Annotated in this window: 25 protein-coding genes and 1 pseudogene; 24 read left to right on the top strand and 2 right to left on the bottom strand. The window is 72.4% G+C overall.

Annotation, left to right across the window (positions count from 1 at the left end; genetic code table 11):
* Positions 1-382 precede the first annotated feature (382 nt).
* The 18 genes from proS to ACZ4WV_RS03120 all read left to right on the top strand — a co-directional run bounded on the left by proS (position 383) and on the right by ACZ4WV_RS03120 (position 16,878).
* Positions 383-1,795: a proline--tRNA ligase gene (gene proS / locus ACZ4WV_RS03205; RefSeq protein ID WP_465742252.1), complete on the top strand. Its 1,413-nt coding sequence runs from the start codon at positions 383-385 to the stop codon at positions 1,793-1,795.
* Between the two features lie 400 nt (positions 1,796-2,195).
* Entirely contained in the window at positions 2,196-2,774 is a 579-nt protein-coding gene (locus ACZ4WV_RS03200) for a hypothetical protein (RefSeq protein ID WP_350741716.1), read from the top strand.
* Between the two features lie 440 nt (positions 2,775-3,214).
* Positions 3,215-3,643 (top strand): 30S ribosomal protein S16, encoded by a 429-nt coding sequence (gene rpsP, locus ACZ4WV_RS03195; protein ID WP_097236094.1) that lies wholly within the window; start codon positions 3,215-3,217, stop codon positions 3,641-3,643.
* A 2-nt stretch (positions 3,644-3,645) separates the two neighbouring features.
* Entirely contained in the window at positions 3,646-3,885 is a 240-nt protein-coding gene (locus ACZ4WV_RS03190) for an RNA-binding protein (protein WP_030306741.1), read from the top strand.
* A 156-nt stretch (positions 3,886-4,041) separates the two neighbouring features.
* Positions 4,042-4,662 carry a ribosome maturation factor RimM gene (rimM, locus tag ACZ4WV_RS03185; RefSeq protein ID WP_465742250.1) on the top strand — a complete coding sequence of 207 codons (621 nt, stop codon included), beginning with the start codon at positions 4,042-4,044 and terminating at the stop codon, positions 4,660-4,662.
* Positions 4,663-4,733: 71 nt separating this feature from the next.
* Entirely contained in the window at positions 4,734-5,552 is an 819-nt protein-coding gene (gene trmD, locus ACZ4WV_RS03180; protein WP_465742665.1) for a tRNA (guanosine(37)-N1)-methyltransferase TrmD, read from the top strand.
* A gap of 153 nt (positions 5,553-5,705) precedes the next feature.
* Positions 5,706-6,056, top strand: a complete 351-nt coding sequence (rplS, locus tag ACZ4WV_RS03175; RefSeq protein WP_207809318.1) for a 50S ribosomal protein L19 — start codon at positions 5,706-5,708, stop codon at positions 6,054-6,056.
* Positions 6,057-6,256: 200 nt separating this feature from the next.
* A complete protein-coding gene (lepB, locus tag ACZ4WV_RS03170) occupies positions 6,257-7,057 on the top strand; it encodes a signal peptidase I (RefSeq protein WP_465742247.1) in 801 nt (266 codons plus the stop codon).
* Between the two features lie 70 nt (positions 7,058-7,127).
* Positions 7,128-7,982 (top strand): signal peptidase I, encoded by an 855-nt coding sequence (gene lepB / locus ACZ4WV_RS03165; protein ID WP_465742245.1) that lies wholly within the window; start codon positions 7,128-7,130, stop codon positions 7,980-7,982.
* Between the two features lie 248 nt (positions 7,983-8,230).
* A complete protein-coding gene (lepB, locus tag ACZ4WV_RS03160) occupies positions 8,231-9,226 on the top strand; it encodes a signal peptidase I (protein WP_465742663.1) in 996 nt (331 codons plus the stop codon).
* 157 nt (positions 9,227-9,383) lie between these two features.
* Complete coding sequence (lepB, locus tag ACZ4WV_RS03155) at positions 9,384-10,142, top strand: signal peptidase I (RefSeq protein ID WP_465742243.1); 759 nt, start codon at positions 9,384-9,386, stop codon at positions 10,140-10,142.
* 112 nt (positions 10,143-10,254) lie between these two features.
* Positions 10,255-10,728 carry an NUDIX hydrolase gene (locus tag ACZ4WV_RS03150; protein ID WP_465742241.1) on the top strand — a complete coding sequence of 158 codons (474 nt, stop codon included), beginning with the start codon at positions 10,255-10,257 and terminating at the stop codon, positions 10,726-10,728.
* A gap of 55 nt (positions 10,729-10,783) precedes the next feature.
* Positions 10,784-11,110, top strand: coding sequence for a DUF2469 domain-containing protein (locus tag ACZ4WV_RS03145; protein ID WP_030056781.1), 327 nt, complete (start codon positions 10,784-10,786; stop codon positions 11,108-11,110).
* Positions 11,111-11,278: 168 nt separating this feature from the next.
* Complete coding sequence (locus ACZ4WV_RS03140; RefSeq protein ID WP_465742239.1) at positions 11,279-11,782, top strand: YraN family protein; 504 nt, start codon at positions 11,279-11,281, stop codon at positions 11,780-11,782.
* Between the two features lies 1 nt (position 11,783).
* Positions 11,784-13,490 carry a YifB family Mg chelatase-like AAA ATPase gene (locus tag ACZ4WV_RS03135; RefSeq protein ID WP_465742237.1) on the top strand — a complete coding sequence of 569 codons (1,707 nt, stop codon included), beginning with the start codon at positions 11,784-11,786 and terminating at the stop codon, positions 13,488-13,490.
* A 245-nt stretch (positions 13,491-13,735) separates the two neighbouring features.
* On the top strand, positions 13,736-14,800 hold the full coding sequence (gene dprA / locus ACZ4WV_RS03130) for a DNA-processing protein DprA (RefSeq protein WP_465742235.1): 1,065 nt from the start codon (positions 13,736-13,738) through the stop codon (positions 14,798-14,800).
* 336 nt (positions 14,801-15,136) lie between these two features.
* Positions 15,137-16,174 carry an RNA polymerase sigma factor WhiG gene (whiG, locus tag ACZ4WV_RS03125; protein WP_465742233.1) on the top strand — a complete coding sequence of 346 codons (1,038 nt, stop codon included), beginning with the start codon at positions 15,137-15,139 and terminating at the stop codon, positions 16,172-16,174.
* A 113-nt stretch (positions 16,175-16,287) separates the two neighbouring features.
* Positions 16,288-16,878, top strand: coding sequence for a TetR/AcrR family transcriptional regulator (locus ACZ4WV_RS03120; protein ID WP_465742662.1), 591 nt, complete (start codon positions 16,288-16,290; stop codon positions 16,876-16,878).
* 226 nt (positions 16,879-17,104) lie between these two features.
* Here ACZ4WV_RS03120 and ACZ4WV_RS03115 read toward each other — a convergent pair.
* Positions 17,105-17,602: pseudogene (locus ACZ4WV_RS03115) on the bottom strand (peptidoglycan DD-metalloendopeptidase family protein); the annotation flags it as partial.
* A 753-nt stretch (positions 17,603-18,355) separates the two neighbouring features.
* On the opposite strand from ACZ4WV_RS03115, the gene rpsB reads away from it, so the two are divergent.
* From rpsB to rlmN, 6 genes are all read left to right on the top strand, one after another.
* Positions 18,356-19,249, top strand: a complete 894-nt coding sequence (gene rpsB, locus ACZ4WV_RS03110) for a 30S ribosomal protein S2 (RefSeq protein WP_465742231.1) — start codon at positions 18,356-18,358, stop codon at positions 19,247-19,249.
* Positions 19,250-19,379: 130 nt separating this feature from the next.
* Positions 19,380-20,219, top strand: coding sequence for a translation elongation factor Ts (gene tsf / locus ACZ4WV_RS03105; RefSeq protein ID WP_465742229.1), 840 nt, complete (start codon positions 19,380-19,382; stop codon positions 20,217-20,219).
* 261 nt (positions 20,220-20,480) lie between these two features.
* A complete protein-coding gene (gene pyrH / locus ACZ4WV_RS03100) occupies positions 20,481-21,245 on the top strand; it encodes a UMP kinase (protein ID WP_148642763.1) in 765 nt (254 codons plus the stop codon).
* A gap of 96 nt (positions 21,246-21,341) precedes the next feature.
* Complete coding sequence (gene frr, locus ACZ4WV_RS03095; protein WP_465742226.1) at positions 21,342-21,899, top strand: ribosome recycling factor; 558 nt, start codon at positions 21,342-21,344, stop codon at positions 21,897-21,899.
* A gap of 344 nt (positions 21,900-22,243) precedes the next feature.
* Positions 22,244-23,485, top strand: a complete 1,242-nt coding sequence (locus tag ACZ4WV_RS03090; protein ID WP_465742224.1) for a phosphatidate cytidylyltransferase — start codon at positions 22,244-22,246, stop codon at positions 23,483-23,485.
* Between the two features lie 73 nt (positions 23,486-23,558).
* Entirely contained in the window at positions 23,559-24,659 is a 1,101-nt protein-coding gene (gene rlmN, locus ACZ4WV_RS03085; RefSeq protein WP_465742222.1) for a dual-specificity RNA methyltransferase RlmN, read from the top strand.
* 21 nt (positions 24,660-24,680) lie between these two features.
* On the opposite strand, the gene ACZ4WV_RS03080 is transcribed toward rlmN, so the two are convergent.
* A complete protein-coding gene (locus ACZ4WV_RS03080; protein ID WP_465742220.1) occupies positions 24,681-25,832 on the bottom strand; it encodes a hypothetical protein in 1,152 nt (383 codons plus the stop codon).
* Positions 25,833-25,836: the final 4 nt, after the last annotated feature.

Below are 25,836 nucleotides of genomic sequence, written 5' to 3'. Positions count from 1 at the left end.
GGACCAACCGCCGGCGGGCCGCACCCCGCTTTGGAACACCCCCCCCCCCCCCCTTCCCTCCCCCCCCCCCCCCCCCCCCCCCCCCCCCCCCCCGCGGCCCCGGGCTGCGGGTGGTGCGGTCGTGCGCCTGCTGGTCGTACGGTCGTGCCGGTCGTCCGAGCTGAAGCCATCGCGGCCTCCCATCCGGTCCTTCGGTGTCCTGCTACGGCTCCCCCAAAGTCCCGCCCCACTCCAGCGAACAGCGGGTCGGGCCCGGCGTCCAGAGGGGTGCAGGGTGGTGCGCGCGCGTCGCGGTCGTGCGCCCCCTGCGGAGGCGGTGCCCGCGGCCGCGGGTGTGACACCGATTCGAAACCGGAGGGCCGCGCCCCGTACCATTCGGCCCATGGCTAAGGCACCCGTTCTCACCCCGCAGGCGGAGGACTTCCCCCGCTGGTACCAGGACCTCATCAACAAGGCCGAGCTGGCCGACAACGGTCCGGTGCGCGGCACCATGGTCATCCGGCCGTACGGCTACGGCCTGTGGGAGCGGATGCAGCAGGAGATGGACGCGCGCATCAAGAAGGCGGGCGCGCAGAACGCCTACTTCCCGATGTTCATCCCGCAGTCCTACCTGACCAAGGAAGCCGAGCACGTCGAGGGCTTCTCGCCCGAGCTCGCGGTCGTCACCCACGGCGGCGGCAAGCAGTTGGAGGAGCCGGTCGTGGTCCGGCCGACCTCCGAGACGATCATCAACGAGTACTTCTCCAAGTGGGTGCAGAGCCACCGCGACCTGCCCCTGCTGATCAACCAGTGGGCCAACGTGGTCCGCTGGGAGCTGCGCCCGCGCGTCTTCCTGCGCACCACCGAGTTCCTCTGGCAGGAGGGCCACACCGCCCACGCCACCTACGAGGACGCCCGCGCGTACGCGTCGATGATCCACACCCAGGTCTACGGCGACTTCATGACCAACGTGCTCGGCATCGACGTCGTGCTCGGCCGCAAGACCGCCAAGGAGCGCTTCGCCGGCGCCATCAACACCCTCACCCTGGAGGGCATGATGGGCGACGGCAAGGCGCTGCAGATGGGCACCAGCCACGAGCTGGGCCAGAACTTCGCCAAGGCGTTCAACACCACCTACCAGCTGCAGGGCGCCGAGCGCGAGTACGTCTGGCAGACCTCCTGGGGCGTCTCCACCCGCATGGTCGGCGGCCTGATCATGTCCCACGGCGACGACAACGGACTGCGGGTGCCGCCGCGCCTGGCCGCGGTCCAGGCCGTCGTGCTGGCCATCAAGGGCGACGACGCGGTCATCGCCAAGGTCCGCGAGATCGGTGCCGCGCTGGAGGCGGCCGGCATCCGGACCGTCGTCGACGACCGCACCGACACCCCGTTCGGCCGCCGCGCCGTCGACTGGGAGCTCAAGGGCATCCCGCTGCGCATCGAGGTCGGCCCGCGCGACCTCGAGAACGGCACCGCGATGCTGGCCCGCCGGATCCCGGGCGGCAAGGAGCCGGTCTCCATCGACGCCCTGGCGGCGCTCCTGCCGGGCATCCTGGAGGAGGACCAGGCGCTGCTGCTGCGCCAGTCCCGCGAGCGCCGCGAGGCCCGCACGGTGGACGTCAAGACCCTCGACGAGGCCGTCGAGGCCGCCGCGACCGGCTGGGGCCGGATCTCCTGGGCCGACCTCGGCCCCGAGGGCGAGGCCAAGCTCGCCGAGCAGGGAGTCACGGTGCGCTGCATCGTCGCGGCCGACGGTTCGGTGCCGCACGCGGACGACCAGGACGGCAATATCGCGATCGTCGCGCGTGCGTACTGATGCCCGTTAACGGCAAGTGATGACCGTCCGCGGCAACATTCGCCCGGAATGCGGGTGGGTAAGAATCCGGTAACTCTGCCGGACGATCACTGACCGCTCACATCCCTACTGGTCAGTCAACTGCCGGTATTAACGGAATAGCGGTACGGTGTACGGCCCGTGGCCCTGTCAACTTCGGCGGTCCACGGGCCGTACGTCCTGGGGGCGACAGCCCGCCCCCGGGGCGGAATTCAGGAGGCCCGCCGACTCTGCGACGGGCCGAAACCGGCAGGGGGTTGGTCTTGCGTCGGATCCGGAACGCGCAATTCGCGCACAGTCGCGCATTCCTGGGAGTTCCCTGGGAATTCCCGGAGAACAGGAACATGCGGAACATCCGCTCGCTCTGCATCGTTGGTCTAGCGTGAGCACGACACAGCCCCTCGTCCTCGCGGCCGAACTGGCCGCCGCCTGGAGCGACATCCAGGCCTACCACCAGGACCTCCCGGACCTGGCCTCTCCCGAGGCCCTGATCGGCGAGTCCTCCTCGGCCTGTGGCACGCGGCTCGGTTTCGAGCGGCTCCTCCACGAGGCTGCCCACGGCCTGGCCGCGGCCCGGGACATCCGGGACACCTCGCGCGCCGGCCGCTACCACAACCGGCGCTTCCTGATGCTCGCCTCCGAGCTCGGCCTGGCGCACCCGGTCGAGCCGCACGCGAGCAGCGGCTTCTCCCAGGTGACCATGCTCAAGGAGACGCAGGAGCGCTACGCCGAGACCATCGAGCGCCTGGACCGCGCCCTCGGCGCGCACCAGGAGGCGGTGGCCGGCGACGGCGCCAACCGTGCCTTCCGCGGCCCGGCCGCCCGGCACGGGTCCTCCGGTGGCGGCGTCCGGGTCAAGGCCGTCTGCGGCTGCGGCCGCAACGTCCGGGTCGTGCCGTCCGTGCTGGCGCAGGCGTCCATCGTCTGCGGCGCGTGCCAGCAGCCGTTCAAGATCGCGTAACCGGGCGGCCGGGACCGGTCGGCGACTGTGCGGGCAGTCGGCGCGGCCGGGCCGTCTGTGGTGTGAGGCTGTGGCTGACCGGGAGCGGGGGCTCCCGGTCGAGCCTGAGGGTGGTACGCCCCGGGCCCGGGCAGCTCCGTCCTCGGTGGCCGGGTGGCTCTGTCGGCGTCGGCGCTGGCCGAGCGGCTCTGTCGGCGCTGGCCGGGTGGTTCTGTCCGCGCTTGTCGGGCGGCTCTGTCCGCGCTGGTCGGGTGCTGGCCAGGCGCTCGCCGGGTGAAGACCGTTCCCGCCGGTATGGCAGAATGGACAGCTGAGTACTCGGCAGCCGGGCAGGACCCCTCTCTCCTACGGCTGGCGTGTCCCTTGAACGCCCCCGCCCCGCAACCCCACGCGGACGGCGAGGACGCTCACCCACGTCAACACCAGGAGAACCCACTCCCGTGGCAGTCAAGATCAAGCTGAAGCGTCTCGGCAAGATTCGCTCCCCGCACTACCGCATCGTCGTCGCCGACTCCCGCACCAAGCGTGACGGTCGCGCGATCGAGGAGATCGGCATCTACCAGCCGACCTACAACCCCTCGAAGATCGAGGTCGACAGCGACCGCGCCCAGTACTGGCTGTCCGTCGGCGCCCAGCCGACCGAGCCCGTGCTCGCCATCCTCAAGCTGACCGGCGACTGGCAGAAGTTCAAGGGCCTGCCGGCCCCGGCGCCGCTGAAGGTCGCCGAGCCGAAGGTCGAGGACTTCTCGCACCTGTTCGCCAAGGCCGTCGCCGGCTTCGAGGACGCCACCACCGGTGTCGCCATCACCCCGAAGGCCAAGAAGTCGGACAAGGCCGAGGCTGAGGCCGACGCCGCCGCCGAGGCCTGATCGTGATCGAGGACGCCCTCGACCACTTGGTGAAGGGCATCGTCGAGCACCCCGACGAGGTGCAGGTGCGCTCGCGCAACCTGCGTCGGGGCAACACCATCGAGGTGCGCGTGCACCCCGATGACCTCGGCAAGGTGATCGGCCGGGGCGGTCGCACGGCGCGCGCTCTGCGCACCGTGGTCGGCGCCCTCGGCGGTCGCAACGTCCGGGTCGACCTCGTCGACGTGGACAGCATTCGCTGACGCTGCTGCTCGTTCAGTTCAGCCGTCGGGCTTGAGGCCGACCGGGACGCATGTCGTCCCGGTCGGCCTTTTTTGCTGGCCGTCCCGGCTCCGGCCGGCCGTCCCAGCCCACTTCTCTCTGCTTTCCCGCTCAGCAACTCCAGGAGAACGATCACCGTGCAGCTCGTCGTCGGCAGGATCGGCCGCGCCCACGGCATCAGGGGGGACGTCAGTGTCGAGGTCCGCACCGACGAGCCGGAACTCCGGCTCGGCCCCGGTGCCGTCCTGCTCACCGACCCGGCCTCGACCGGACCGCTGACCGTCGAATCCGGCCGGGTGCACAGCGGCCGGCTGCTGCTGCGCTTCGTCGGCGTCAAGGACCGCAACGCGGCGGAGGCCCTGCGGGGCACCCTGCTCATCTCCGAGGTCGACCCGGAGGAGCGGCCCGACGACCCGGAGGAGTACTACGACCACCAGCTGATCGGCCTCGACGTGGTGCTGCTCGACGGCACCCCGGTCGGTGAGCTGACCGAGGTCGTCCACCTCCCGTACCAGGACCTGCTCACGGTGAAGAAGGCCGACGGCACGGAGGTGCTGGTCCCCTTCGTCCACCAGATCGTGCCGACCATCGACCTGGAGAACCAGCGGGCCGTGATCACCCCGCCGGCCGGACTGATCGACCCCGAGCAGGCCGAGGTCGTCGGCACGGCGGCGGAGGAGTCGGACGAGTCGGCTGCGGGGCCGGGGGAGCCGGACGAGTCGGACGGGTCGGCGGGGGAGCCGGGGGATTCGCGGTGACGTTCGAGGAGACCCCTCAGGGGTCCGGCGTGGACGCCGACCGGTACGCCGCTGCGGAGGTGCGGTCCGGGATGCGGATCGACGTCGTCTCGATCTTCCCCGAGTACCTGGAACCGCTGAACATCTCGCTGGTCGGCAAGGCCCGCGCCCGCGGCCAGCTGGACGTGCACGTCCACGACCTGCGCGACTGGACCCACGACGTGCACCGCACGGTGGACGACAGCCCGTACGGCGGCGGCCCCGGCATGGTGATGAAGCCCGAGCCGTGGGGCGAGGCGCTGGACGCGGTGGTGGCCGGCGGGCCCGAGGGTGAGGTGCCCACGCTGGTCGTGCCCACCCCGAGCGGGCGCCCGTTCACCCAGGAACTCGCCCAGGAGCTGGCCGGCCGCCCCTGGCTGGCGTTCACGCCCGCGCGGTACGAGGGCATCGACCGCCGGGTGATCGAGGAGGCGGCCACCCGGATGCCGGTGGTCGAGGCCTCGATCGGCGACTACGTGCTGGCGGGCGGCGAGGTCGCGGTGCTGGTGATGGTCGAAGCGATCGCCCGGCTGCTGCCCGGTGTGCTCGGCAACGCCGAGTCCCACCGGGACGACTCCTTCGCCCCCGGCGCGATGGCCGACCTGTTGGAGGGCCCGGTCTTCACCAAGCCCGCCGAGTGGCGCGGCCGGACCGTGCCCGAGGTGCTGCTCAGCGGCAACCACGGCAAGATCGCCCGCTGGCGCCGGGAGCAGGCCTTCGCCCGCACTCTGGCCAACCGGCCCGACCTGGTCGAGCGCTGGCGGTACGGCTCCTTCGACAAGAAGGACCGCGAGGCGCTCAGCATCCTCGGACTGGCCTGGGACGAGGAACTCGGCCGATTTCGGTCCGTGGCCGGTGGTGTGGAAGAATAGGCGACTGCTGTCTGTCGCTGGCTCCCTCCCGTAGGGGCACGTGGACCGGCGCCCCCGCCACGGGGGGATCGCCGTCAGCCGAAGCGGCCCGCAGCAGACCCCATTGTGACGACATTCCGTGGGCGGCCCGTGGCGCCTGCGATGGAGAGCAACATGAGCAACAAGCTCGCTGCTGTCGACGCGGCCTCGCTGCGCACCGACATCCCGGCCTTCCGCGCCGGTGACACCCTGAAGGTCCACGTCCGGGTCATCGAGGGCAACCGCTCCCGTGTCCAGGTCTTCCAGGGCATCGTCATCCGCCGCCACGGCTCCGGCATCGGTGAGACCTTCACCGTTCGCAAGGTCAGCTTCAACGTCGGCGTGGAGCGCACCTTCCCGGTGCACACCCCGGTCGTCGAGAAGATCGAGGTCGTGACCCGCGGTGCGGTTCGCCGCGCCAAGCTGTACTACCTGCGTGACCTCCGCGGCAAGGCCGCGAAGATCAAGGAGAAGCGCGACCGCTGATCCACCGGCCCCCGGCCACGCCGGGGGATCGGAGCGCTCTGAAGGGCCAGGCGGCCGCAAGGTAAGCTCAGCCCCCGATGAGCACGCACGAACCACCCGCGGACCGCGACGGCAGTCCCGCACCCTCCGGTGCGGACTCGCTGTCGCGGTCCGCGGTCGTTTCCGCGGTCGTTCCCGGGCCCGATCAGGACCGGCCTGCGGTGGCGGCAGCTGGCGCCGGCGCGCTCGTTGCCGTCGGACCGGACGAAGACGAGCAGGCGCACGAGGGCGCGGAGCCCGGCGATGGCGAGGAGCCCGGCGAGGGCGCGGAGCCGGAGGAGCCCGGCCGCTCGCGCTCGCGGGACCTGTTGCTGCTGGTCGGGATCTGCCTCGGGGCCCTGCTGCTGGTGAACGCCTTCGTCGCCCGCCCCTTCACCGTGCCCTCCCGTTCGATGGAGGACACCCTGCGGCCCGGTGACCGGTTGATCGCCAACCAGCTGGCCTACGCCTTCGGCGGCCACCCCCGGCGGGGCGACGTCGTGGTGTTCGACGGGACGGGCTCCTTCCTCCCGGAGGCGGCCGAGCAGCCCGGCTTCTGGGACACCGTGCGGTCGCTCGGCCGGGACCTCGGACTGGCCCCGGCCGGGAACACGGTCTACGTCAAGCGCGTGATCGGCGTCGGTGGGGACCGGGTGACGAGCACCGGCCCCGGCAGGCCGATCACCGTCAACGGCGTCCCGGTGGACGAAGCCTCCTACCTGGCGCCCGGCGACGAGCCGTCCGCGGTGGCCTTCGACATCGTGGTGCCGACCGGCAAGCTGTTCGTGCTGGGCGACCACCGGAGCGCCTCCCGGGACTCGCGCGACCACCTCGGCGAGCCCGGCGGCGGCTTCGTGCCCGAGGACAAGGTGATCGGCCGGGCGGACTGGGTGGTCTTCCCGTTCTCCCGCTGGACCAGCCTCGACCGGCCCGCAGCCTTCACCGCGATTGCGGGGACGGGTGGTCATGGGGACCAGGGGTAGGGGGCGGGTCGCCGACCATCCGGCCCCGGAGCCCGGGGACGGCGGACCGGACGGTGCCGGGTCGGGCCCGGTGGCGCCGGTCCGCGGCCGGGCCGAGCGCCGGCGCAGCGCGCGACGCGCGGCCCGTCGGCGCAAGCGCTCGCTGCTGCGCGAGTTCCCGCTGATCATCCTGGTGGCCCTGCTGGTGGCGCTGGTGTTGAAGACCTTCCTGATCCAGGTGTTCGTGATCCCCTCGGGCTCGATGGAGCAGACCATCCAGGTCGGCGATCGGGTGCTGGTGGACAAGTTGACCCCCTGGTTCGGCAGTGAGCCGCAGCGCGGCGACGTCGTGGTGTTCAAGGACCCGGGCGGCTGGCTCGAGGACGATCGCAAGCCGTCCGACGACGGTCCGGTCCTGGGGACGGCCAAGCGCGTGCTCACCTTCGTCGGGCTGTTGCCGTCCGACAACGAGCAGGACTTGATCAAGCGCGTCATCGGCGTCGGCGGGGACACCGTCGAGTGCTGCGACGCGCAGGGGCGGCTGAGTGTCAACGGCACCGCGGTGGAGGAGCCGTACCTGGCACCGGGCAACCCGCCGTCCCGGCAGCCCTTCAAGGTGACGGTGCCTAAGGGACGGCTGTGGGTCATGGGTGACCACCGGGACGTCTCCGCCGACTCCCGCTTCCACATGGGCAATCCGGGCCAGGGGACCATTCCGCTGAGCGGTGTGGTCGGTCGCGCGTTCGTGATCGCCTGGCCGCTGGACCGCTTCCATCAACTCGATGAGCCGAGTTCACTCTCCTCTCTCGCCGGGGCTCCGCAGCCCGGCGGAACTGCGCCGAAGTCGATGGGTGTTGGGCCGGTTCCTCTGGAACCTCCGCTCGTTATGGGTGTGTTGGGCATCCTTCCGCTCGTCGTTCGCCGACCGGGACGGTCTCCTGAGTGAGCCGCTCCCGACGGTGAACGGCCGGACCGCGCGTGTGGAACCGCGACCCGGATGCCCGGGAGTGATAGAGAAGTGCAGGTGCGGCCGGGATCCCCGGCTGTGCGCCGAGGCCGCGTTGGTGTCGAGGGAGCCCGTTGCGGGCAGCCCTGATGCGTTCATGGTCGTGGCGAGCGTGGTGCCCGCTGTGCGGCACTCTGAGCGCGGGCGCGCGGGCGTCCGCACAGCAGGGAGGAGACGTTGTGGGGGATTTGGTGATCGGCGCCCGCGCGGGCGCCGGGGAACCCGAGGGCTCAGGCGGTGGCCGGGTGACCCGGTCCGCCGACTCCTCGGCGCCGTCGCCCGCGGTCGACGACTCGACCGCCAAGACCGCCGACGGGCATGGCACCGGAGCGGAGGACTCCTCGGAGCCCCAGCGGCCGGGGACCGAGCCGGCGGACGAGTCGGAGGCTCCGGCCAAGCCGCGCAAGCAGCGCTCCTTCCTGAAGGAGTTGCCGATCCTGGTCGGCATCGCGCTGATCCTCGCGCTGGTGATCAAGACCTTCTTCGTCCAGGCGTTCTCCATTCCGTCGGAGTCGATGCAGAACACGCTGCAGGTCGGCGACCGCGTCCTGGTGGACAAGCTGACGCCCTGGTTCGGCGCCGAGCCCGAGCGTGGTGAGGTCGTGGTGTTCCACGACCCGGGCGGCTGGCTGAACGACGAGCCGACCCAGCAGAGCGGCAACTCCTTCGTCCGCGGCGTCCAGGACGTGCTCAGCTTCGTCGGGCTGATGCCCTCCGCCAACGAGAAGGACCTGATCAAGCGGGTCATCGCGGTCGGCGGGGACACCGTCGAGTGCAAGGGTGACGGGCCGGTCAAGGTCAACGGTGTCGCGCTCAACGAGCCGTACGTCTACCAGGGCAACACCCCCTGCGGGACCCAGCCCTTCGGTCCGGTGAAGGTGCCCAAGGGCCGGATCTGGGTGATGGGCGACCACCGCGCCGACTCGCTGGACTCGCGCTTCCACATGGACCAGCCGGGCGGCGGGACGGTGCCGGTGGACAACGTCATCGGGCGCGCCTTCGTGGTGGCCTGGCCGATCGACCACTGGTCCACGCTGCCGGTGCCCGACACCTACGACCAGAAGGGCCTGGCGGCGGCGGCCTTGCCGGCGGCGCCTCCGGTGGCCGGTGCCGTGGGTGCCGTCGCCCTGCTTCCGCTGGTGCGTCGGGTGCGGACCCGGACGGAGCGCCGGAAGGAGTCCTGACCTCCACGGGGTCCTCGCCGGCTCTTGCGCGGGCCGTGGTACCGACGAGTAGTCTGCTCGGACGTGCCACGGCCCGTCGGCGTTCCCGGCCGAGCCACCGGCGTGCCAGTGGTGTCCTCCGGCCGGTTCTCCGGCCGGTCAGAGGTGGACGGTGTCGATGAGCAGTGTCGTGGAACACCCGGCCGACAGCCCGGCCGGGCCCGCCCGCCCCGGCCGAGGGCCCGCCGCGGTGCTGCAGGGCGTCGCGCTCGCGCTCGGGCTGGTGCTGATGATCGGCGGCTTCGCCCTCATCGCGGTCGACTACCGGCCGTACAAGATCCCCACCGCCTCGATGCACCCGACCCTCCGGGTGGGCGACACCGTCCTCGCCCGCAAGGTGGGCGGGGGCTCCATCGGCCGGGGTGACGTGGTGGTCTTCCGCGACCAGGCCTGGGGCGGGGAGCTCATGGTCAAGCGGGTGGTCGCGGTCGGCGGGGACACCGTCGCCAGCACCACCGGCGGCGACCAGCGGCTGACCGTCAACGGACAGCCGGTGGACGAGCCGTACCTCGCGGCCCAGGGCCGCCAGGGCGAGTCGTTCAGCGTGACGGTGCCGGAGGGCCGGCTGTTCCTGCTCGGCGACAACCGGATCGGCTCGCTCGACTCCCGCACCCACCTTGAGGTCGACGGCGGGACCGTCCCGGCCGCCGCGGTCGAGGCCAGGGTCGAGGCCACCCTGCAGCCCTTCGGCCGGATGGGCCTGCTCGACCGCACCACGGCCTTCGACTCCTTCGCGGGCCCGAAGGCCGGCTCGCCCGGGCCGCTGGAGCCGGCCGCCTACGCCAGCGTTGCGGGTGCGGCGCTGATCGTCGTGACCTCCGTGGTGGGCGGGGTGGCGGGCCTGGCCCGCCGGCTCCGCCGGGGGCGCAGCTCCTGAGCGGGGCCGTCGCCGGCCGAGCCGCTCTGGCGAACATCGCCCCGGGCGGACGCGCCGGGTGGCAGGATCGGTAACGCCACCGATGCGTACGGAAGGAGCGTGGAGCGCTGCCATGACAGCACAGCGTCGCAGGGCGGCGCGGATCCTGCTGCTGGACGGGCTGGACCGCATCCTCCTCTTCCTGGGGGCCGATCCGGCCGTGCCCGGAGTGACGTGGTGGTTCACGCCCGGGGGCGGCTTGGAGCCGGGGGAGGACGTGCGCGAGGCCGCCGAGCGGGAGCTCGCGGAGGAGACCGGTCTGCGGGGCGTGGACCTGGGGCCCTTGGTGGCGTACGGCACGGTGTCGTTCTCCTTTCAGGGACAGCGCTACGAGCAGGAGCAGTGGTTCCACCTGGCCCGGACCACGCGGACGGGGCTGGACCACTCGGGCATGGGCGACGACGAACACGCCCAGTTGCTCGCGGCGCGCTGGTGGACGGTCGAGGAACTGAGAGGGACCAGCGAGACGGTCTATCCGGCCGGACTGGCGGACTTCCTCGGGCGACTGCTGGTACAGGGCCCGCCGGTCGAACCGGTACGGCTCTGAGCGGGGGTGCGGTGGTCCACAATGGGTGGACGTGACAAGTTGAGGGGACGCCTGGATGAGTGCCGAAGATCTCGAGAAGTACGAGACCGAGATGGAGCTCAAGCTCTACCGGGAGTACCGGGACGTCGTCGGCCTGTTCAAGTACGTGATCGAGACCGAGCGACGGTTCTACCTCACCAATGACTACGAGCTGCAGGTGCACTCGGTCCAGGGCGAGGTGTTCTTCGAGGTGTCGATGGCGGATGCGTGGGTCTGGGACATGTACCGGCCGGCCCGGTTCGTCCGCAAGGTCCGGGTGCTGACCTTCAAGGACGTGAACATCGAGGAACTCGCGAAGAGCGATCTGGAGCTGCCCTCGGACGAGTCCGGCTTCGGGAACTGACGTTGGACGACTCCGTCCCGCGTTGTCCAGCGGGATTTCGCGCGAAGGGGGCTTCTCACCCCTGCGGGTGACAAAAGTTATCCACAGGCCCGAGTTATCCACAGGGGAACGGAATTCCCCGGCGCCGTCGCCCACGGTGGTGCAGCCTCCTCGGCGGAGGTGGTCACCGTGCAGAACACCATCGTGCAGGACCAGGCCGTACCGAACGCGGCCGCAGCCGGGACGAACACCGGCAGGAGCCCGGCGCGCAGCACCAACAACGGGCTCGGCCGCTACGGGGAGCGGGTCGCCGCCCGCTGGCTCGCGGAGGCCGGGCTCCGCATCCTCGACCGCAACTGGCGCTGTGCCGAGGGCGAGCTGGACATCGTCGCCCTGGACGGCGACACGGTGGCGGTCTGCGAGGTGAAGACCCGCTCCGAGCGGGGCTTCCAACAGCCCAGCGAGGCCATCGACCGGGTCAAGGCCGCCCGGCTCCAGCGCCTGGCCGAGCGGTGGATGGCCGAACGATGGCCCGGTCACTTCGCCCGGCTCGCCGGGCCCGGGTACGACCCCGGGCCGGCCGATCCGCAATGGCCTCCCGCCCCACCGGGCGGGGTGCGGATCGACCTGGTGGCCGTGGTCAACCGGGCACGGGGTGCGGCCCTGGTCGACCACCTGCGGGGAGTGGTCTGAGATGGCCTTCGCCCGAACCTGTTCCGTCGCCCTGGTCGGGGTCGACGGAGTGATCGTCGAGGTGCAGGCCGATCTGGAGCCCGGGGTGGCCGCGTTCACCCTGGTCGGTCTGCCCGACAAGGCACTCAGCGAGGCCCGCGACCGGGTCCGCGCCGCGGTGTGCAACAGCGGCGAGCCCTGGCCGCAGCGCAAGCTGACCGTCGGCCTCAGCCCCGCCTCGGTGCCCAAGAGCGGCAGCGGTTTCGACCTGGCGGTGGCCTGCGCCGTGCTGGCCGCCGCCGAGCGGCTCGACCCGTCGTCCATCGCGGACCTGCTGCTCATCGGCGAGCTGGGGTTGGACGGCCGGGTGCGGCCCGTCCGCGGGGTGCTGCCGTCGGTGCTGGCCGCCGCCGACGCCGGGTACAAGCGGGTCGTGGTCGCCGACCAGACCGCACCCGAGGCCTCGCTCGTCCCCGGAGTGACGGTGATCGGCGTCCGGAGCCTGCGCCAGCTGGTCGCCATCCTGACCGGCGCGACGGAGCCGGAGGAGCCGCCCGACCCCGTCGCAGGCAGGCCGGATCCGCTGATGGCCGGCCTGATGCTGCCCAGCGCCAGCGTGCGGGGCCTGCCGAACGACCGGGCGTTCCGGCTCGACATGGCGGACGTGGCCGGCCAGTACGAGGCCCGGCGGGCGCTGGAGATCGCCGCCGCCGGAGGGCACCACCTCTACTTGAAGGGCCCTCCCGGTGCCGGCAAGACGATGCTGGCGGAGCGGCTGCCCTCGCTGCTCCCGCCACTGACCCAGAAGGAGGCCCTGGAAGTCACCGCCGTCCACTCGGTGGCGGGCCTGCTCCCGGCCGGGCGCCCACTGATCGACACCGCGCCCTACTGCGCCCCGCACCACTCCACCACGATGCCCGCGATCGTCGGCGGCGGCAGCGGCCTGCCGAGACCGGGTGCGGTCTCGCTGGCCCATCGGGGCGTGCTCTTCCTGGACGAGGCGCCGGAATTCCCCGTCCGGGTGCTCGACGCGCTGCGCCAGCCGCTCGAATCGGGCGAGGTGGTGATCGCCCGATCGGCCGGATCGCTCCGCCTCCCGGCCCGCTTCCTCCTCTGCCTGGCCGCCAACCCCTGCCCGTGCGGCCGGTACTCACGGCGAGGCGAAGGCTGCGAGTGCACGCCCGCGATGGTCAGCCGGTACCAGGGGCGGCTCTCCGGCCCGCTGCTGGACCGGGTCGACCTCCAGGTCCAGGTCGCCCCGGTGACCAGGGCCGAGCTGATGGAACGGGACGTCACGGCGGAGAGCACCGAGACCGTCGCGGCCCGGGTGCTGGCCGCGCGGGAGAGGGCGGCCGCCCGACTGGAGCACACGCCCTGGCGGACCAACGCGGAGGTACCGGGCCATGAACTGCGCACCCGGTGGCAGCTCGGACCGGGCGCACTGAACGACGTCGCGCGCCAGTTGGAACGCGGGCTGCTGACCGCCCGGGGCCTGGACCGGGTGCTCCGGGTCGCCTGGACGGTCGCCGATCTGGCCGGCCGTGACCGGCCGGACCGGCAGGACGTGCGAACCGCCCTGGTCATGCGCACCGGGGTCGAGCAGGGGCTGCCACTGGCCGAACGCCCCTTCGGCCGGCTCGGGGGCATCCCGGCCCAGCGCCGGAGCGGCCCGGACGACTGGCCACCCAAACCGGAGCAAGCACCGGCCGACGAGGAGGACGCGGCGTGAACCAGCTGTTGGGGAACCCCCAAAGACCCCGTGCCGACAAGCCCTGCACCGCAGTCGCTCCGGACCCGGCAGGGCTACCGCTCACCGCAGCCTCACCGGACGCGGCAGTCCCACCGGGCACGGCAGAGCAACCGGGCTCCGCAGCCCCGCCGCGTATCGCAGCCCCGCCCGGCGGCACGGCCGCAGCCGATTCCGAGCGCCTCGCCCGGGTCCTGCTCACCCGGCTCAGTGAACCGGGGGACGCCGTGGTCGGCCGCTGGCTCGGGCAACTGCCCGCTGCCGAGGTGGTCCGGGCAATCCGGGCGGGCACCGTTCCCGAGCACCCCGGGCTGGACGCCGCCCGGCTGGCCGCCTACCAGGCACGGCTCCCGGGCCTCGACCCGGCGGACGACCTGAAACGGGTACGAGCCGTCGGTGGGCGCTTCATCATTCCGGGGGATAAGGAGTGGCCGAGTCAACTGGACGACCTGGGCGACGGACGCCCGATCGGGCTGTGGACCACCGGAACCGGTTCGCTCCGGTTGCTCGCCCTGCGCTCGGTCGCGGTGGTGGGCTCACGGGCGTGCACCGCCTACGGCGCCCACGTCGCGGGGGAGCTGTCCGCCCAACTGGCCGAGCGAGGTTGGGTGGTGGTCTCCGGAGCCGCCTACGGGATCGACGCGGCCGCCCACCGCGGGGCGCTCGCCGTCGGTGGGATGACCATCGGTGTTCTCGCCTGCGGGGTCGACGTGGCCTATCCGAAGGGGAACACCGAGCTGATCCGGCGGATCGGTGTCCAGGGCCTGTTGGTCAGCGAACTCCCACCGGGGGAGCACCCGAACCGCTTCCGCTTCGTCCTCCGCAATCGGGTCATCGCGGCCCTCACCCGGGGCACGGTGGTGGTCGAGGCGGCGGTGCGCAGCGGCGCGCTGAGCACCGCCAGACGGGCGCGGGACCTCAACCGCCACACCATGGGCGTCGCCGGTCCGGTCACCTCGGAGCTCTCCGCCGGGGTGCACGCCCTGATCCGCAGCGGCAGCGCCACGCTGGTCACCGACGCGGCCGAGATCACCGAGCTGATCGGTGCGATCGGGGACGACCTGGCGCCGCAGCGCAGCGGGCCGGTGCTGCCACGGGACTTGCTGGAGCCCGCGGTGGCCCGGGTCCTGGAGGCCGTCCCGGCCACGGCGGAGGGGGCCCCGGTCGAGCGGCTGGCCCGCCAGTCCGGCCTGCCGCCCGACGAAGTCCTGCAGCGGCTCTACGAGTTGGGCGCCCTCGGCTACGTGGAGCGGCACGGTGCGCACTGGCGCGTGGTGCGGAGAAGGAGGTGACCGGCAAGGTGGGGAACGCGCGTGCGCCCAGAAAGGGCGTACCGGGACGGACCGGCTGACCTGCTGATCCGGTTCTTCCGTTCGTGTGGCCGGATCCGGTGGACGAACGCCACCGGATCGGGGGACGACCGAGTGGCGGTAGCGCTTTGCAGTGAGTCGGTGACGCTACGCTCCACATGCCTTCCCTATCAGCACATGACTCGGCAGAACGGCGCAGACCAACGTATGCCCACACACATTCCCGGACACAGAGTGACCGGTGGCGCCCGGTCCTCGGGAGGGCCGCGGACCGAGCGGCGACCCGCGACCGAGTTCCCGTCCAAGCCGGCGGGAACGATGGGAGGCCTGTCGCGCCAGGGCGGCCGGCCGGCGGTGGTACCGGGCCAGCCCGCGGACGCGGCCCGCGGCACCGAGCCGACCCACGACGACGGGACGGCCGGTGAGTCGGGCGCGCCGGGCGGCGTACCCGCCGACCGCGAGCCCCGCCCGCCCGACAGCGCTCCCTCCCCGGAGGTCGCGCCCCCGTCGGAGGACGCCACGCCCCCTCCGGACGCCGCGCCCCCACCGGACGCGGCGCCGCCGCCGGGCGCCGCCTCCCCGCCCGGCACCACGGGGCGCAGCGCGCTCGAAGAGCTGTGGCACTCCTACAAGGAGACCGGCGACCAGCGGCTGCGCGAGCAGCTGATCCTGCACTACTCGCCGCTCGTCAAGTACGTCGCCGGCCGGGTCGGGGTCGGTCTGCCCTCCAACGTCGAGCAGGCCGACTTCGTCTCCTCCGGGGTCTTCGGGCTGATCGACGCGATCGAGAAGTTCGACATCGACCGTGCGATCAAGTTCGAGACCTACGCGATCAGCCGCATCCGCGGCGCGATCATCGACGAGCTGCGCGCGCTGGACTGGATCCCGCGCTCGGTGCGGCAGAAGGCGAAGGCCGTCGAACGGACGTACGCGACGCTGGAGGCCCGGCTGCGCCGGACGCCGCACGAGCCCGAGGTCGCGGCCGAGATGGGCATCGCGATCGAGGACCTGCACGCGATCTTCAGCCAGCTGTCGCTCGCCAACGTGGTGGCCCTGGACGAGCTGCTGCACCCCGTGGGCGAGGGCGGCGACCGGCTGAGCCTGATGGACACCCTGGAGGACCACGGCGCGGACGACCCGGTCGAGGTGGCCGAGGACCGCGAGCTGCGCAGACTGCTGGCCCAGGCGGTCAACACCCTCCCGGAGCGGGAGAAGACCGTGGTGACGCTCTACTACTACGAAGGCCTCACCCTCGCCGAGATCGGACAGGTGCTCGGCGTGACGGAGAGCCGGGTGAGCCAGATCCACACCAAGTCCGTCCTCCAACTGCGCGCCAAGCTCTCGGACATCCGGTAACGCACACCGGGACCGGCCGGCGGCCCCGCGCCGCGGTCGAACGCGGCGGCACCGTACCGGCCGCGGGTACGGCTCCGTACAGTTGGTGCGTGCCGAAGATCCGAGCGGCCACGGTGGCCGAACACCGCCAGCTGCAGCGGGCAGCCCTCCTCGACGCTGCCCGCACCCTGCTCACCGAGGGTGGCATGGAGGCGCTGACCTTCCCCGCGCTCGCGTCGCGCACCGGGCTGGCGCGGTCCTCGGTCTACGAGTACTTCCGCTCCCGCGCCGCCGTGGTGGAGGCGCTCTGCGAGGTGGACTTCCCGCTGTGGGCGGCCGAGATCGAGGCTGGGATGGCGAGCTGCGACACCGCCGCCGGGCGGATCGAGGCGTATGTCCGGGGCCAGCTGGCGTTGGCCGCCGACCCGAGGCATCGCGCGGTCGTCACCATCTCGGCCTTGGAACTCGACGAGGCCGCCCGCGAGCGCATCCGAGCGGCGCACGGCCGACTCGTCGGCCTGGTCGTCCAGGCGCTGGAGGAACTCGGTCACGAGCGGCCCCGGCTGGCCGCGGCGCTGCTGCAAGGGGTCGTGGAGGCGGCCGTCCGCCGGGCCGAGCGGCCGGGTGGAGAGCGCCCGGGTTGCCCGGCTGAGGCCATCGAGACCTCCGAGGCCATCGCCGACGCCGCCGTCGCTCTGGCGCTGAACGGCCTCGCCCGGGCCTGAGCCGCTGGCCGCGCCTGAGCCGCGCTGCCCGTGCCTGAGCCGCTACCCGCGCTTGGGCCGCTCCTCGTGCTTCGGCCGCCGCCCGCGCCTGAGCGCTGTCTGCCTGAGCCGCATCCGTGCTCAGGCCCGCCGACGGGCCCGCCGGCCACGGCGGACCGCCGTCCACGCCGCCCAGCGGGAGCAGACGGGCCGCGCCGACGCCGAGCAGGGCCAGTGGATCGAGGTACCGGTGGCCGCGCAGCAGCCCCCAGTGGAGGCAGTCCCTGGCGCCGCAGTGCCGCCCGTCGGCGGTGAGCCGCCCGATCACCTGCCCGGCGGAGACCGCGGTGCCGACCGGGATGGTGCCGGTGACGGGCAGATAGGTGGTGCGGAGCGCGGGAGCCCCCGTGCCCAGATGGGAGACGGTCACCACCGGCCGCCCCGCCACCAGTCCGGAGAACAGGACCACCCCGGCGGCCGCCGCCCGTACCTCGGCCCCGGGGGCGGCGGCCAGGTCCACTCCTCGATGCCCCGCCGCCCAGGGCTTCGCCGGCGGCTCGAACCGCTCCAGCACTCCGCCCGGCCCACCCACCGGCCAGGCCCGAGCCGCGGCGCCGCCACCGGAAGCCGCACCAACGCCCTCACCGCCCCCGCCACCACCCCACCCCCCAGGGCCCCCAGCGCTCCCGGCACCCCCAGCGGCGAGGCCGACCGCCCCCGCACCCCCGGGACACCCGAGCACCATGGTCAGGGCCAGCGCCAGCACCACCGCCACCCCGGCGAGCGCGCCGACCACGGTGGGAACCCTTCGCACTCCCCAGCGCACCCCACCTCGCACCCAACCGCCCATCGCACCGCACGTCCCTCTCCGCACTCCATCGCACCCGGTCATGTCCCGAGGCTCCTGCCGCCCGCCCGCCCCCCACCACCCCGTTTCGGATTCCTGTGGACAAACCACCCCACCCCGTCCGCCGTCCCTCCAGCGGGTGTACGGACGCCGCCATCCGGTGTACGAGCGGCATGGGAGCACCGGTTCGCGGGCAGGCAGTCGGCCGAGAGCCCACCCGGTCCGCATGGCCCGCCCCGACCGTGCCACCGCCACGAACCCGGTTCGCCCGGCCCCTTCCCAGGTTTCTCCCAGGCCCTCCGCAGCCCGTCCACAGGCCCTGCGACGCTCGTGAAGTCGCTCGCCCCTCGGCGCTTCCCGTACACTTCACACGCGACCCGGTCCGCTGGGTCGACTTCGCACGCCCCGCCACCGGTGGTCGGACGCGGTTCTCCCGCAGCCCCGCCAGGTGCGAGTGCCGCTCGGTCCGCCGAGCCCGACCGGTCCCCGGACCGAGCGGGTGGAAGCGGCTCGGCACGTTCGGGGCGTCAGGCGTGGCTGTCACCTGACTGCCACGGACAAAACCGAGCCTGACCCGGCCGTAGGCGGTCGCCCGAGGGAAAACCCCGAGGGAACGCCGCAGCCGGGCCGTAACACCTGAGGAGCACGGCAATGGCCGTCGTCACGATGCGGGAGCTGCTGGAGAGCGGCGTCCACTTCGGTCACCAGACCCGCCGCTGGAACCCGAAGATGAAGCGCTTCATCATCACCGAGCGCAACGGCATCTACATCATCGACCTGCTGCAGTCGCTGAACTACATCGACCGCGCCTTCGAGTTCATCAAGGAGACCGTTGCCCACGGCGGCAGCGTCCTCTTCGTCGGCACGAAGAAGCAGGCCCAGGAGGCCATCGCCGAGCAGGCCACCCGCGTGGGCATGCCCTACGTGAACCAGCGCTGGCTCGGCGGCATGCTGACCAACTTCTCGACCGTCTACAAGCGTCTGCAGCGCCTCAAGGAGCTCGGCGAGCTGGACTTCTCGGACGTGGCCGGCTCCGGCCTCACCAAGAAGGAGCTCCTGGTCCTCCAGCGCGAGCACGACAAGCTGGAGAAGACCCTCGGCGGTATCCGCGACATGCAGCGCGTTCCCAGCGCCGTCTGGATCGTGGACACCAAGAAGGAGCACATCGCGGTCGGCGAGGCCCGGAAGCTCAACATCCCGGTCGTCGCCATCCTCGACACCAACTGTGACCCGGACGAGGTCGACTACAAGATCCCGGGCAACGACGACGCGATCCGCTCCGTCACCCTGCTGACCCGCGTGATCGCCGACGCCGTGGCCGAGGGTCTGAAGGCCCGCGCCGGTGTCGCCAAGGGCGACGCCAAGGCCGAGCCGGGCGCCGACCAGCCGCTGGCCGACTGGGAGAAGGACCTCATCGAGGGCGAGAAGAAGGCCGACGAGGCCGCCCCCGCCGCCGAGGCTGAGGCTCCCGCCGCCGAGGCTGAGGCCCCCGCCGCCGAGGCTGAGGCCGCCCCCGCCGACGAGGCGCCGGCCGAGCAGGCCTGACGTACCAAGGGTGAGGGGCACCGGCCGGTGATCAAGCCGGCGGGTGCCCCTCTCTCCCGCGCCGGGACCGAACCACCGGTCCCGGCGCCACCCCACGCAGACACGCGAGACGCGAGAAGAGATTCACACCATGGCGAACTTCACCGCCGCGGACGTCAAGAAGCTCCGTGAGCTCACCGGCGCCGGCATGATGGACTGCAAGAAGGCCCTGGACGAGGCCGAGGGCAACGTCGAGAAGGCCGTCGAGCTCCTGCGCATCAAGGGCCAGAAGGGCGTTGCCAAGCGCGAGGGCCGCGACGCCTCCAACGGCGCCGTCGCCGCGCTGATCGCCGAGGACAAGAAGTCCGGCGTCCTGGTCGAGCTGAACTGCGAGACCGACTTCGTCGCCAAGGGTGACAACTTCGTCAAGGTCGCCGACGCGATCGCCGCCCACGTCGCCAAGTCCGCCCCGGCCGACCTGGACGCCGCCCTGGCCTCCGAGATCGAGCCCGGCAAGACCGTCCAGCAGTTCGTGGACGAGGCCAACGCGACCCTGGGCGAGAAGATCGTCTTCCGTCGCTTCGCGCAGTTCGACGGTGACGGCTTCGTCGCGGTCTACCTGCACAAGACCAGCCCCGACCTGCCGCCGGCCGTGGGCGTCCTGGTCGAGCTGGACAAGGAGAACGCCGAGGTCGCCAAGGACGTCGCGCAGCACATCGCCGCCTTCGCGCCGAAGTTCCTGTCCCGCGACGAGATCCCGGCCGACGTCCTGGAGAGCGAGGCCCGCGTCGCCGAGGCCACCGCTCGCGAGGAGGGCAAGCCCGAGGCCGCTCTGGAGAAGATCGTCCAGGGCCGCGTCACCGGCTTCGTCAAGGAGAACGCCGCCCTGGAGCAGGCGTTCGCCAAGGACAACAAGAAGACCGTCGCCAAGGTCCTCGAGGAGAACGGCGTCACCCTCAAGCGCTTCGCCCGCTTCCGCGTCGGCGCCTGAGCCACGTTCCACCTGGTCCCCGGCCCCTTTAGGCTGGGAACCGCCCCCGCCCGCTGACCGGGGCGGGCGGAACGCCGAACGGGCTCACCCAGCGCCAACCGTCCATGGGCGGGCCGCTTCGGCACCATGAACGACGAGGAGGCCATTGCCGTGCAGGACACCGAACCGGTTCCCGCGGCAGTGGCCTCCTCGCGTGTACGCGCAGGCCGGGTACCCGCACACCCAGGCCTGTGAGCCAGCAGGTGCAAAAAGGAGAAGTCCATGCAGGAGACGCAGGAGACCGCGCAGGACCCCCAGGCGGGCTCGCGCCGCCGGGTGCTGCTCAAGCTGTCCGGTGAAGCCTTCGCCGGTGGCGGCGGGCTCGGCGTCGACCCGGACGTCGTGCACGCGATCGCCCGGGAGATCGCCACGGTCGTCCGCGCCGGCACCGAGGTCGCGGTGGTCATCGGCGGCGGCAACTTCTTCCGGGGCGCCGAGCTGCAGGTCCGCGGCATGGACCGGGCCCGCTCGGACTACATGGGCATGCTCGGCACCGTCATGAATTGCCTGGCGCTGCAGGACTTCCTGGTCAAGGAAGGCATCGAGACCCGGGTCCAGACCGCCATCACCATGGGCCAGGTCGCCGAGCCGTACCTGCCGCTGCGGGCCGTCCGGCACCTGGAGAAGGGCCGTGTGGTGATCTTCGGCGCCGGTATGGGCATGCCGTACTTCTCCACCGACACCACGGCCGTCCAGCGCGCCCTGGAGATCCACGCCGACGTCCTGCTGATGGGCAAGAACGGCGTGGACGGCGTCTACGACTCCGACCCGCGGACCAACCCCGACGCGGTGAAGTTCGACGCGCTGGAGTACTCCGAGGTCATCGCGCGCGACCTGAAGGTCGCCGACCTCACCGCGATCACGCTGTGCAAGGACAACAACCTCCCGATGCTGGTCTTCGAACTGCTGGCGGAGGGCAATATCGCGCGCGCGGTGAAGAGTGAGAAGATCGGCACACTCATCAGCCAGGATTCCGTCCGGGCCTGAGCAGCAACCAGCCGTACGGGACGGCGTCCGCCGCGACCGGCCCCGATGCCGACACCGGTCGGGACAACAGCAGATGAACCGGACAGGGAGACCACAGTGATCGAAGAGACCCTCCTCGAAGCCGAGGAGAAGATGGAGAAGGCCGTTTCCGTCGCCAAGGACGACCTCGCGGCCATCCGCACCGGCCGTGCGCACCCGGCGATGTTCGCCAAGATCGTCGCCGAGTACTACGGCACCGTGACGCCGATCAACCAGCTGGCCTCGTTCTCGGTGCCGGAGCCCCGGATGGCGGTCGTCTCGCCGTTCGACAAGACCGCCCTGAAGGCCATCGAGCAGGCGATCCGCGACTCCGACCTAGGCGTCAACCCGTCGAACGACGGCTCCATCATCCGGGTGGTGCTGCCCGAGCTGACCGAGGAACGCCGCCGGGAGTTCATCAAGATCGCCCGCACCAAGGGCGAGGACGCCAAGGTCTCGATCCGTTCGGTGCGCCGCAAGGCCAAGGACGCCATCGACAAGCTGGTGAAGGACGGCGAGGTCGGCGAGGACGACGGCCGTCGCGGTGAGAAGGAGCTCGACGACACCACGGCCAAGTACGTGGCCCAGGTCGACGAGCTGCTGAAGCACAAGGAAGCCGAGCTGCTCGAGGTCTGATGAACGACGCCCCTGACGCCCCTGGCTACTGGGGCCCGTCCGACCAGCAGTTCCAGCCCTACCGCCCGGCGCCGCAGCCGCAGGCACCCCGGCCGTCGGCCCAGCCGGCGCCGGGGTACGGCGAGCATCCGGCGCCGGCCCAGGGACAGCCCGTCCCGGGGCACGGCGCTCCCGGCTACAGCGCTCCGGGACACGGCACTCCGGGACACCCCGCCCGGCGACACCCCGGCCAGGCCCCCCACCGGGGCGCGCCGGGTGTGGTCCCGGGTGGCCCCGACCTCCGTTCGGATCACTCGCAGCAGCCTCCGGTGTACTGGGGCGGCGACGCGGAGGAGACTCAGGTCATGCCTCCCGTCCCGGCCGATCCCGGCCCGCACCCCGGTGCGCCCGCCCACGGTCTCGACAGCGGTCCTGGCAGTGGCCCCGACGGCGGTACGGCCCGCCGCCCCGCCCGGGGCCCGTCGGCGCCGTACGGGCCCACGGCCTCCGGGCAGCCCGCGACGCAGGGCCGGTCGGGCGGTGGCCCGCTGTTCCGGGACGAGCAGCCCGGGACGGTCCAGCCGGGTGTGACGGAGACGGTCGTGCTGCGCGCGATAGCCGACGACACCGCCCCTGCCCCCGGCGCCCAGCCGCACCCGGGGACTCCGGTGCATCCCGCGCCGCCGCAGAGTCACCGGCCGGCCGGGCAGCCCCCCTTCGTGCCGTCGTCCCACCCAGGGCAGGAGAGTCCCGTGGCCGCCCAGCCCGCCCCGCAGCCGGAGCCACGCAAGCAGCAGCGCGGTGGCCGTAACCTCCAGGCCGCCATAGGGGTGGGGGTCGGTCTCGGCGCGGTGATCGTCGCCTCGCTGTTCGTGGTGAAGGCACTGTTCCTGGTCGTCGTGATGGCCGCGGTCGCGGTCGGCGTCTGGGAGCTGACCAGCCGGCTCTCCGAGCGCAAGCAGATCAAGGCGCCGCTGGTCCCGCTGGTCGTGGGCGGCGTCGCCATGGTCGCCACCGGCTACTGGGCCGGCGTCCAGTGGGCCGCGGCCTCGCTCGCGCTGACCGGGCTGGCGGTGATGGTCTGGCGGATGGCCGAACCGCCCGAGAACTACCTGCGGGACATAACGGCAGGGGTGTTCACCGCCTTCTACGTGCCGTTCCTGGCCACTTTCGTGGCGATGATGCTGGCGGCCGACGACGGTCCCCAGCGGATCGTGCTCTTCCTGATCGTCACGATCTGCAGCGACACCGGCGCCTACGCCGTGGGCTACAAGTTCGGCCGCAACAAGCTGGCGCCGACGATCAGCCCGGGCAAGACCCGCGAGGGCCTGGCCGGCGGCATCGGCCTGTCGATGCTGGCGGGCGCCGTGCTGATGCAGCTGATCATCGACGACGGCAGCTGGTGGCAGGGCCTGATCCTGGGCGGCTGCGCGGCGGTCACCGCGACCCTGGGCGACCTGGGTGAGTCGATGATCAAGCGCGACCTCGGGATCAAGGACATGGGCACGCTGCTGCCCGGCCACGGCGGCATCATGGACCGGCTGGACTCGCTCCTGCCGACCGCCCCGGTGGTCTGGCTGCTGCTCGCCGCCTTCGTCGGCAGCTAGCACGAGCGCTCACCGTAGGGCCCCGGACGCCCGGCGTCCGGGGCCCTCACGCGTCTGCGACACTGGATGGACCATGCCTAAGCCCGGAGAACTCACGTTTGTCGCGCCGCGCGGCGCCAAGCCCCCGCGACACCTCGCCGACCTCAGCCCCGCCGAGCGCAAGGAGGCCGTCGCCGAGCTGGGCGAGCAGCCGTTCCGCGCCAAGCAGCTCTCCAACCACTACTTCGGCCGGATGTCGAACGACCCGGCGAGCTGGACGGACATCCCGGCCGCCAGCCGGGAGAAGCTCACCGAGAGCCTGCTGCCCGAGCTGATGTCGGTGGTGCGGCACGTCTCCTGCGATGACGACACCACCCGCAAGACGCTCTGGAAGCTCTTCGACGGCACCCTCGTCGAGTCGGTGCTGATGCGCTACCCGGACCGGGTCACCATGTGCATCAGCTCGCAGGCGGGCTGCGGCATGAACTGTCCGTTCTGCGCGACCGGCCAGGCCGGGCTGACCCGCAACCTGTCCACCGCCGAGATCGTCGAGCAGATCGCCGCCGGGATGCGCGCGCTCAAGGACGGCGAGATCCCGGGCGGCGAGGCGCGGCTGTCGAACGTGGTCTTCATGGGCATGGGCGAGCCGCTGGCCAACTACAACCGGGTGCTGGCCGCGATCCGCCGGCTGACCGACCCGGCTCCGGACGGCTTCGGGCTGTCCCAGCGCGGCATCACCGTCTCCACGGTCGGCCTCGTCCCGGCGATGAACCGGCTGGCGGACGAGGGCCTCAGCTGCCGCCTGGCGCTGTCGCTGCACGCCCCGGACGACGAGCTGCGCGACGAGCTGGTGCCGGTGAACACCCGGTGGAAGGTCGACGAGGTGCTGGACGCGGCCTGGAACTACGCGGAGAAGTCCGGTCGCCGGATCTCCATCGAGTACGCACTGATCAAGGACATCAACGACCAGGCCTGGCGCGCCGACCTGCTCGGCCGGCTGATCAAGAACCATCGGGTGCACGTCAACCTGATCCCGCTGAACCCGACCCCGGGCTCGAAGTGGACGGCCTCGCGGCCCGAGGACGAGCGCGAGTTCGTCCGCCGGCTCCAGGCGCACGGCGTGCCGACGACCGTCCGCGACACCCGCGGCCAGGAGATCGACGGCGCCTGCGGCCAGCTCGCCGCGGCCGGCTGAGCCCCACCGCGCGGAAACCCGCTACCGCAGTCCGGCCGCCGCCAGCGCGGCGGTCGCCCCGCCGGTCAGCAGCAGCGTGGTGCCGACCGCCAGGGTGCGCAGCGCGACCGCGCCGAACAGCAGCCGGGGCGAGGTGCCGAGGCGCAGCAGCGCGTCGGTGACCTCGCGGCGGTCGGTGCGGACCTCGGCCAGTCGGGACACCACCGCGGCGGCCGCACAGCCGAGCACCAGGCAGGCCTCGACGGCGGGCAGCGCGTCGGCGCTGTCGGGCGTGCCGATCCAGTAGCGGATGGTGGTGAGCACCAGCGCGACGACGAGGGTGAGGACGGCCAGCGGCGGGCCGAGGCGCCGGGCCTGGGCGGTGAGGCCGCGGCCGGCGAGCAGTCGCAGCGGGGTGGGCCGGCCGAGCGCGAGCAGTCGTCCGGTGCAGGCGAGCAGCGGCCCGGTGAGCAGCGCGAGGCCGAGTGCGCTGGCGGCCCAGCCGCCGAGGGCGGCGGTGCTGGTGCTGCCGAGTCCGGCGGGCAGGTGGATCGGGCGGCCGTCGGCGGCGGCGCCGGGGCGCAGCGCGATGAGTTCGAGCGCGGCGCCGATCACCACCAGGCCGATCGGCAGGGCGATCCGCCAGGCGCCGAAGCCGCTGGGGACATGGGCACGGCAGCCGGGCAGGGAGTCGGGGACGGGTACCGCGCAGGCGGCGGCGATGCCGGCGGTGAGCGGGACCAGGGCGAGCAAGGTGATGGGCGCGGCGGCCGGCAGCGGCACGCCCATGCCGAGGTCGGGGGCGAGCGAGGGCCCGGCGACATCGTTGCGCAGCACCAGGAAGAGCAGCAGGGTGAGCACGCTGCCGAGGGCGCAGGCGAGGGTGACCTCGCCGGCGATCAGGGTGCGGATCCGGCGGGAGCCGGCCCCGGCGGCGGCGAGGCCGGCGATCCTTTCGGGTCGGCGGGCGGGCACCGAGCGGGCGGCGACGGCCGCGAACCAGGCGACGGCGGCCAGCGGGGGCAGGCACCAGAGCAGCCGGACCAGCGCGCCGGTGTCGCCGAGCGGGTCGCTCAGCGCCCGGCCGAGGGAGCGCAGCAGGAAGGCGGCGACGACGGCGGCGGCCAGGGCGGTGAGCAGCCAGCGGCCGAGGTCGGGCACCCGGTAGCCCCGGGCCAGACGGAGGTAGAACACGTCG

Source organism: Kitasatospora sp. NPDC029312, assembly GCF_055569215.1.
Note: the sequence above shows the minus strand (reverse complement) of the source record. Positions and strands in the feature narration are given on the sequence as shown.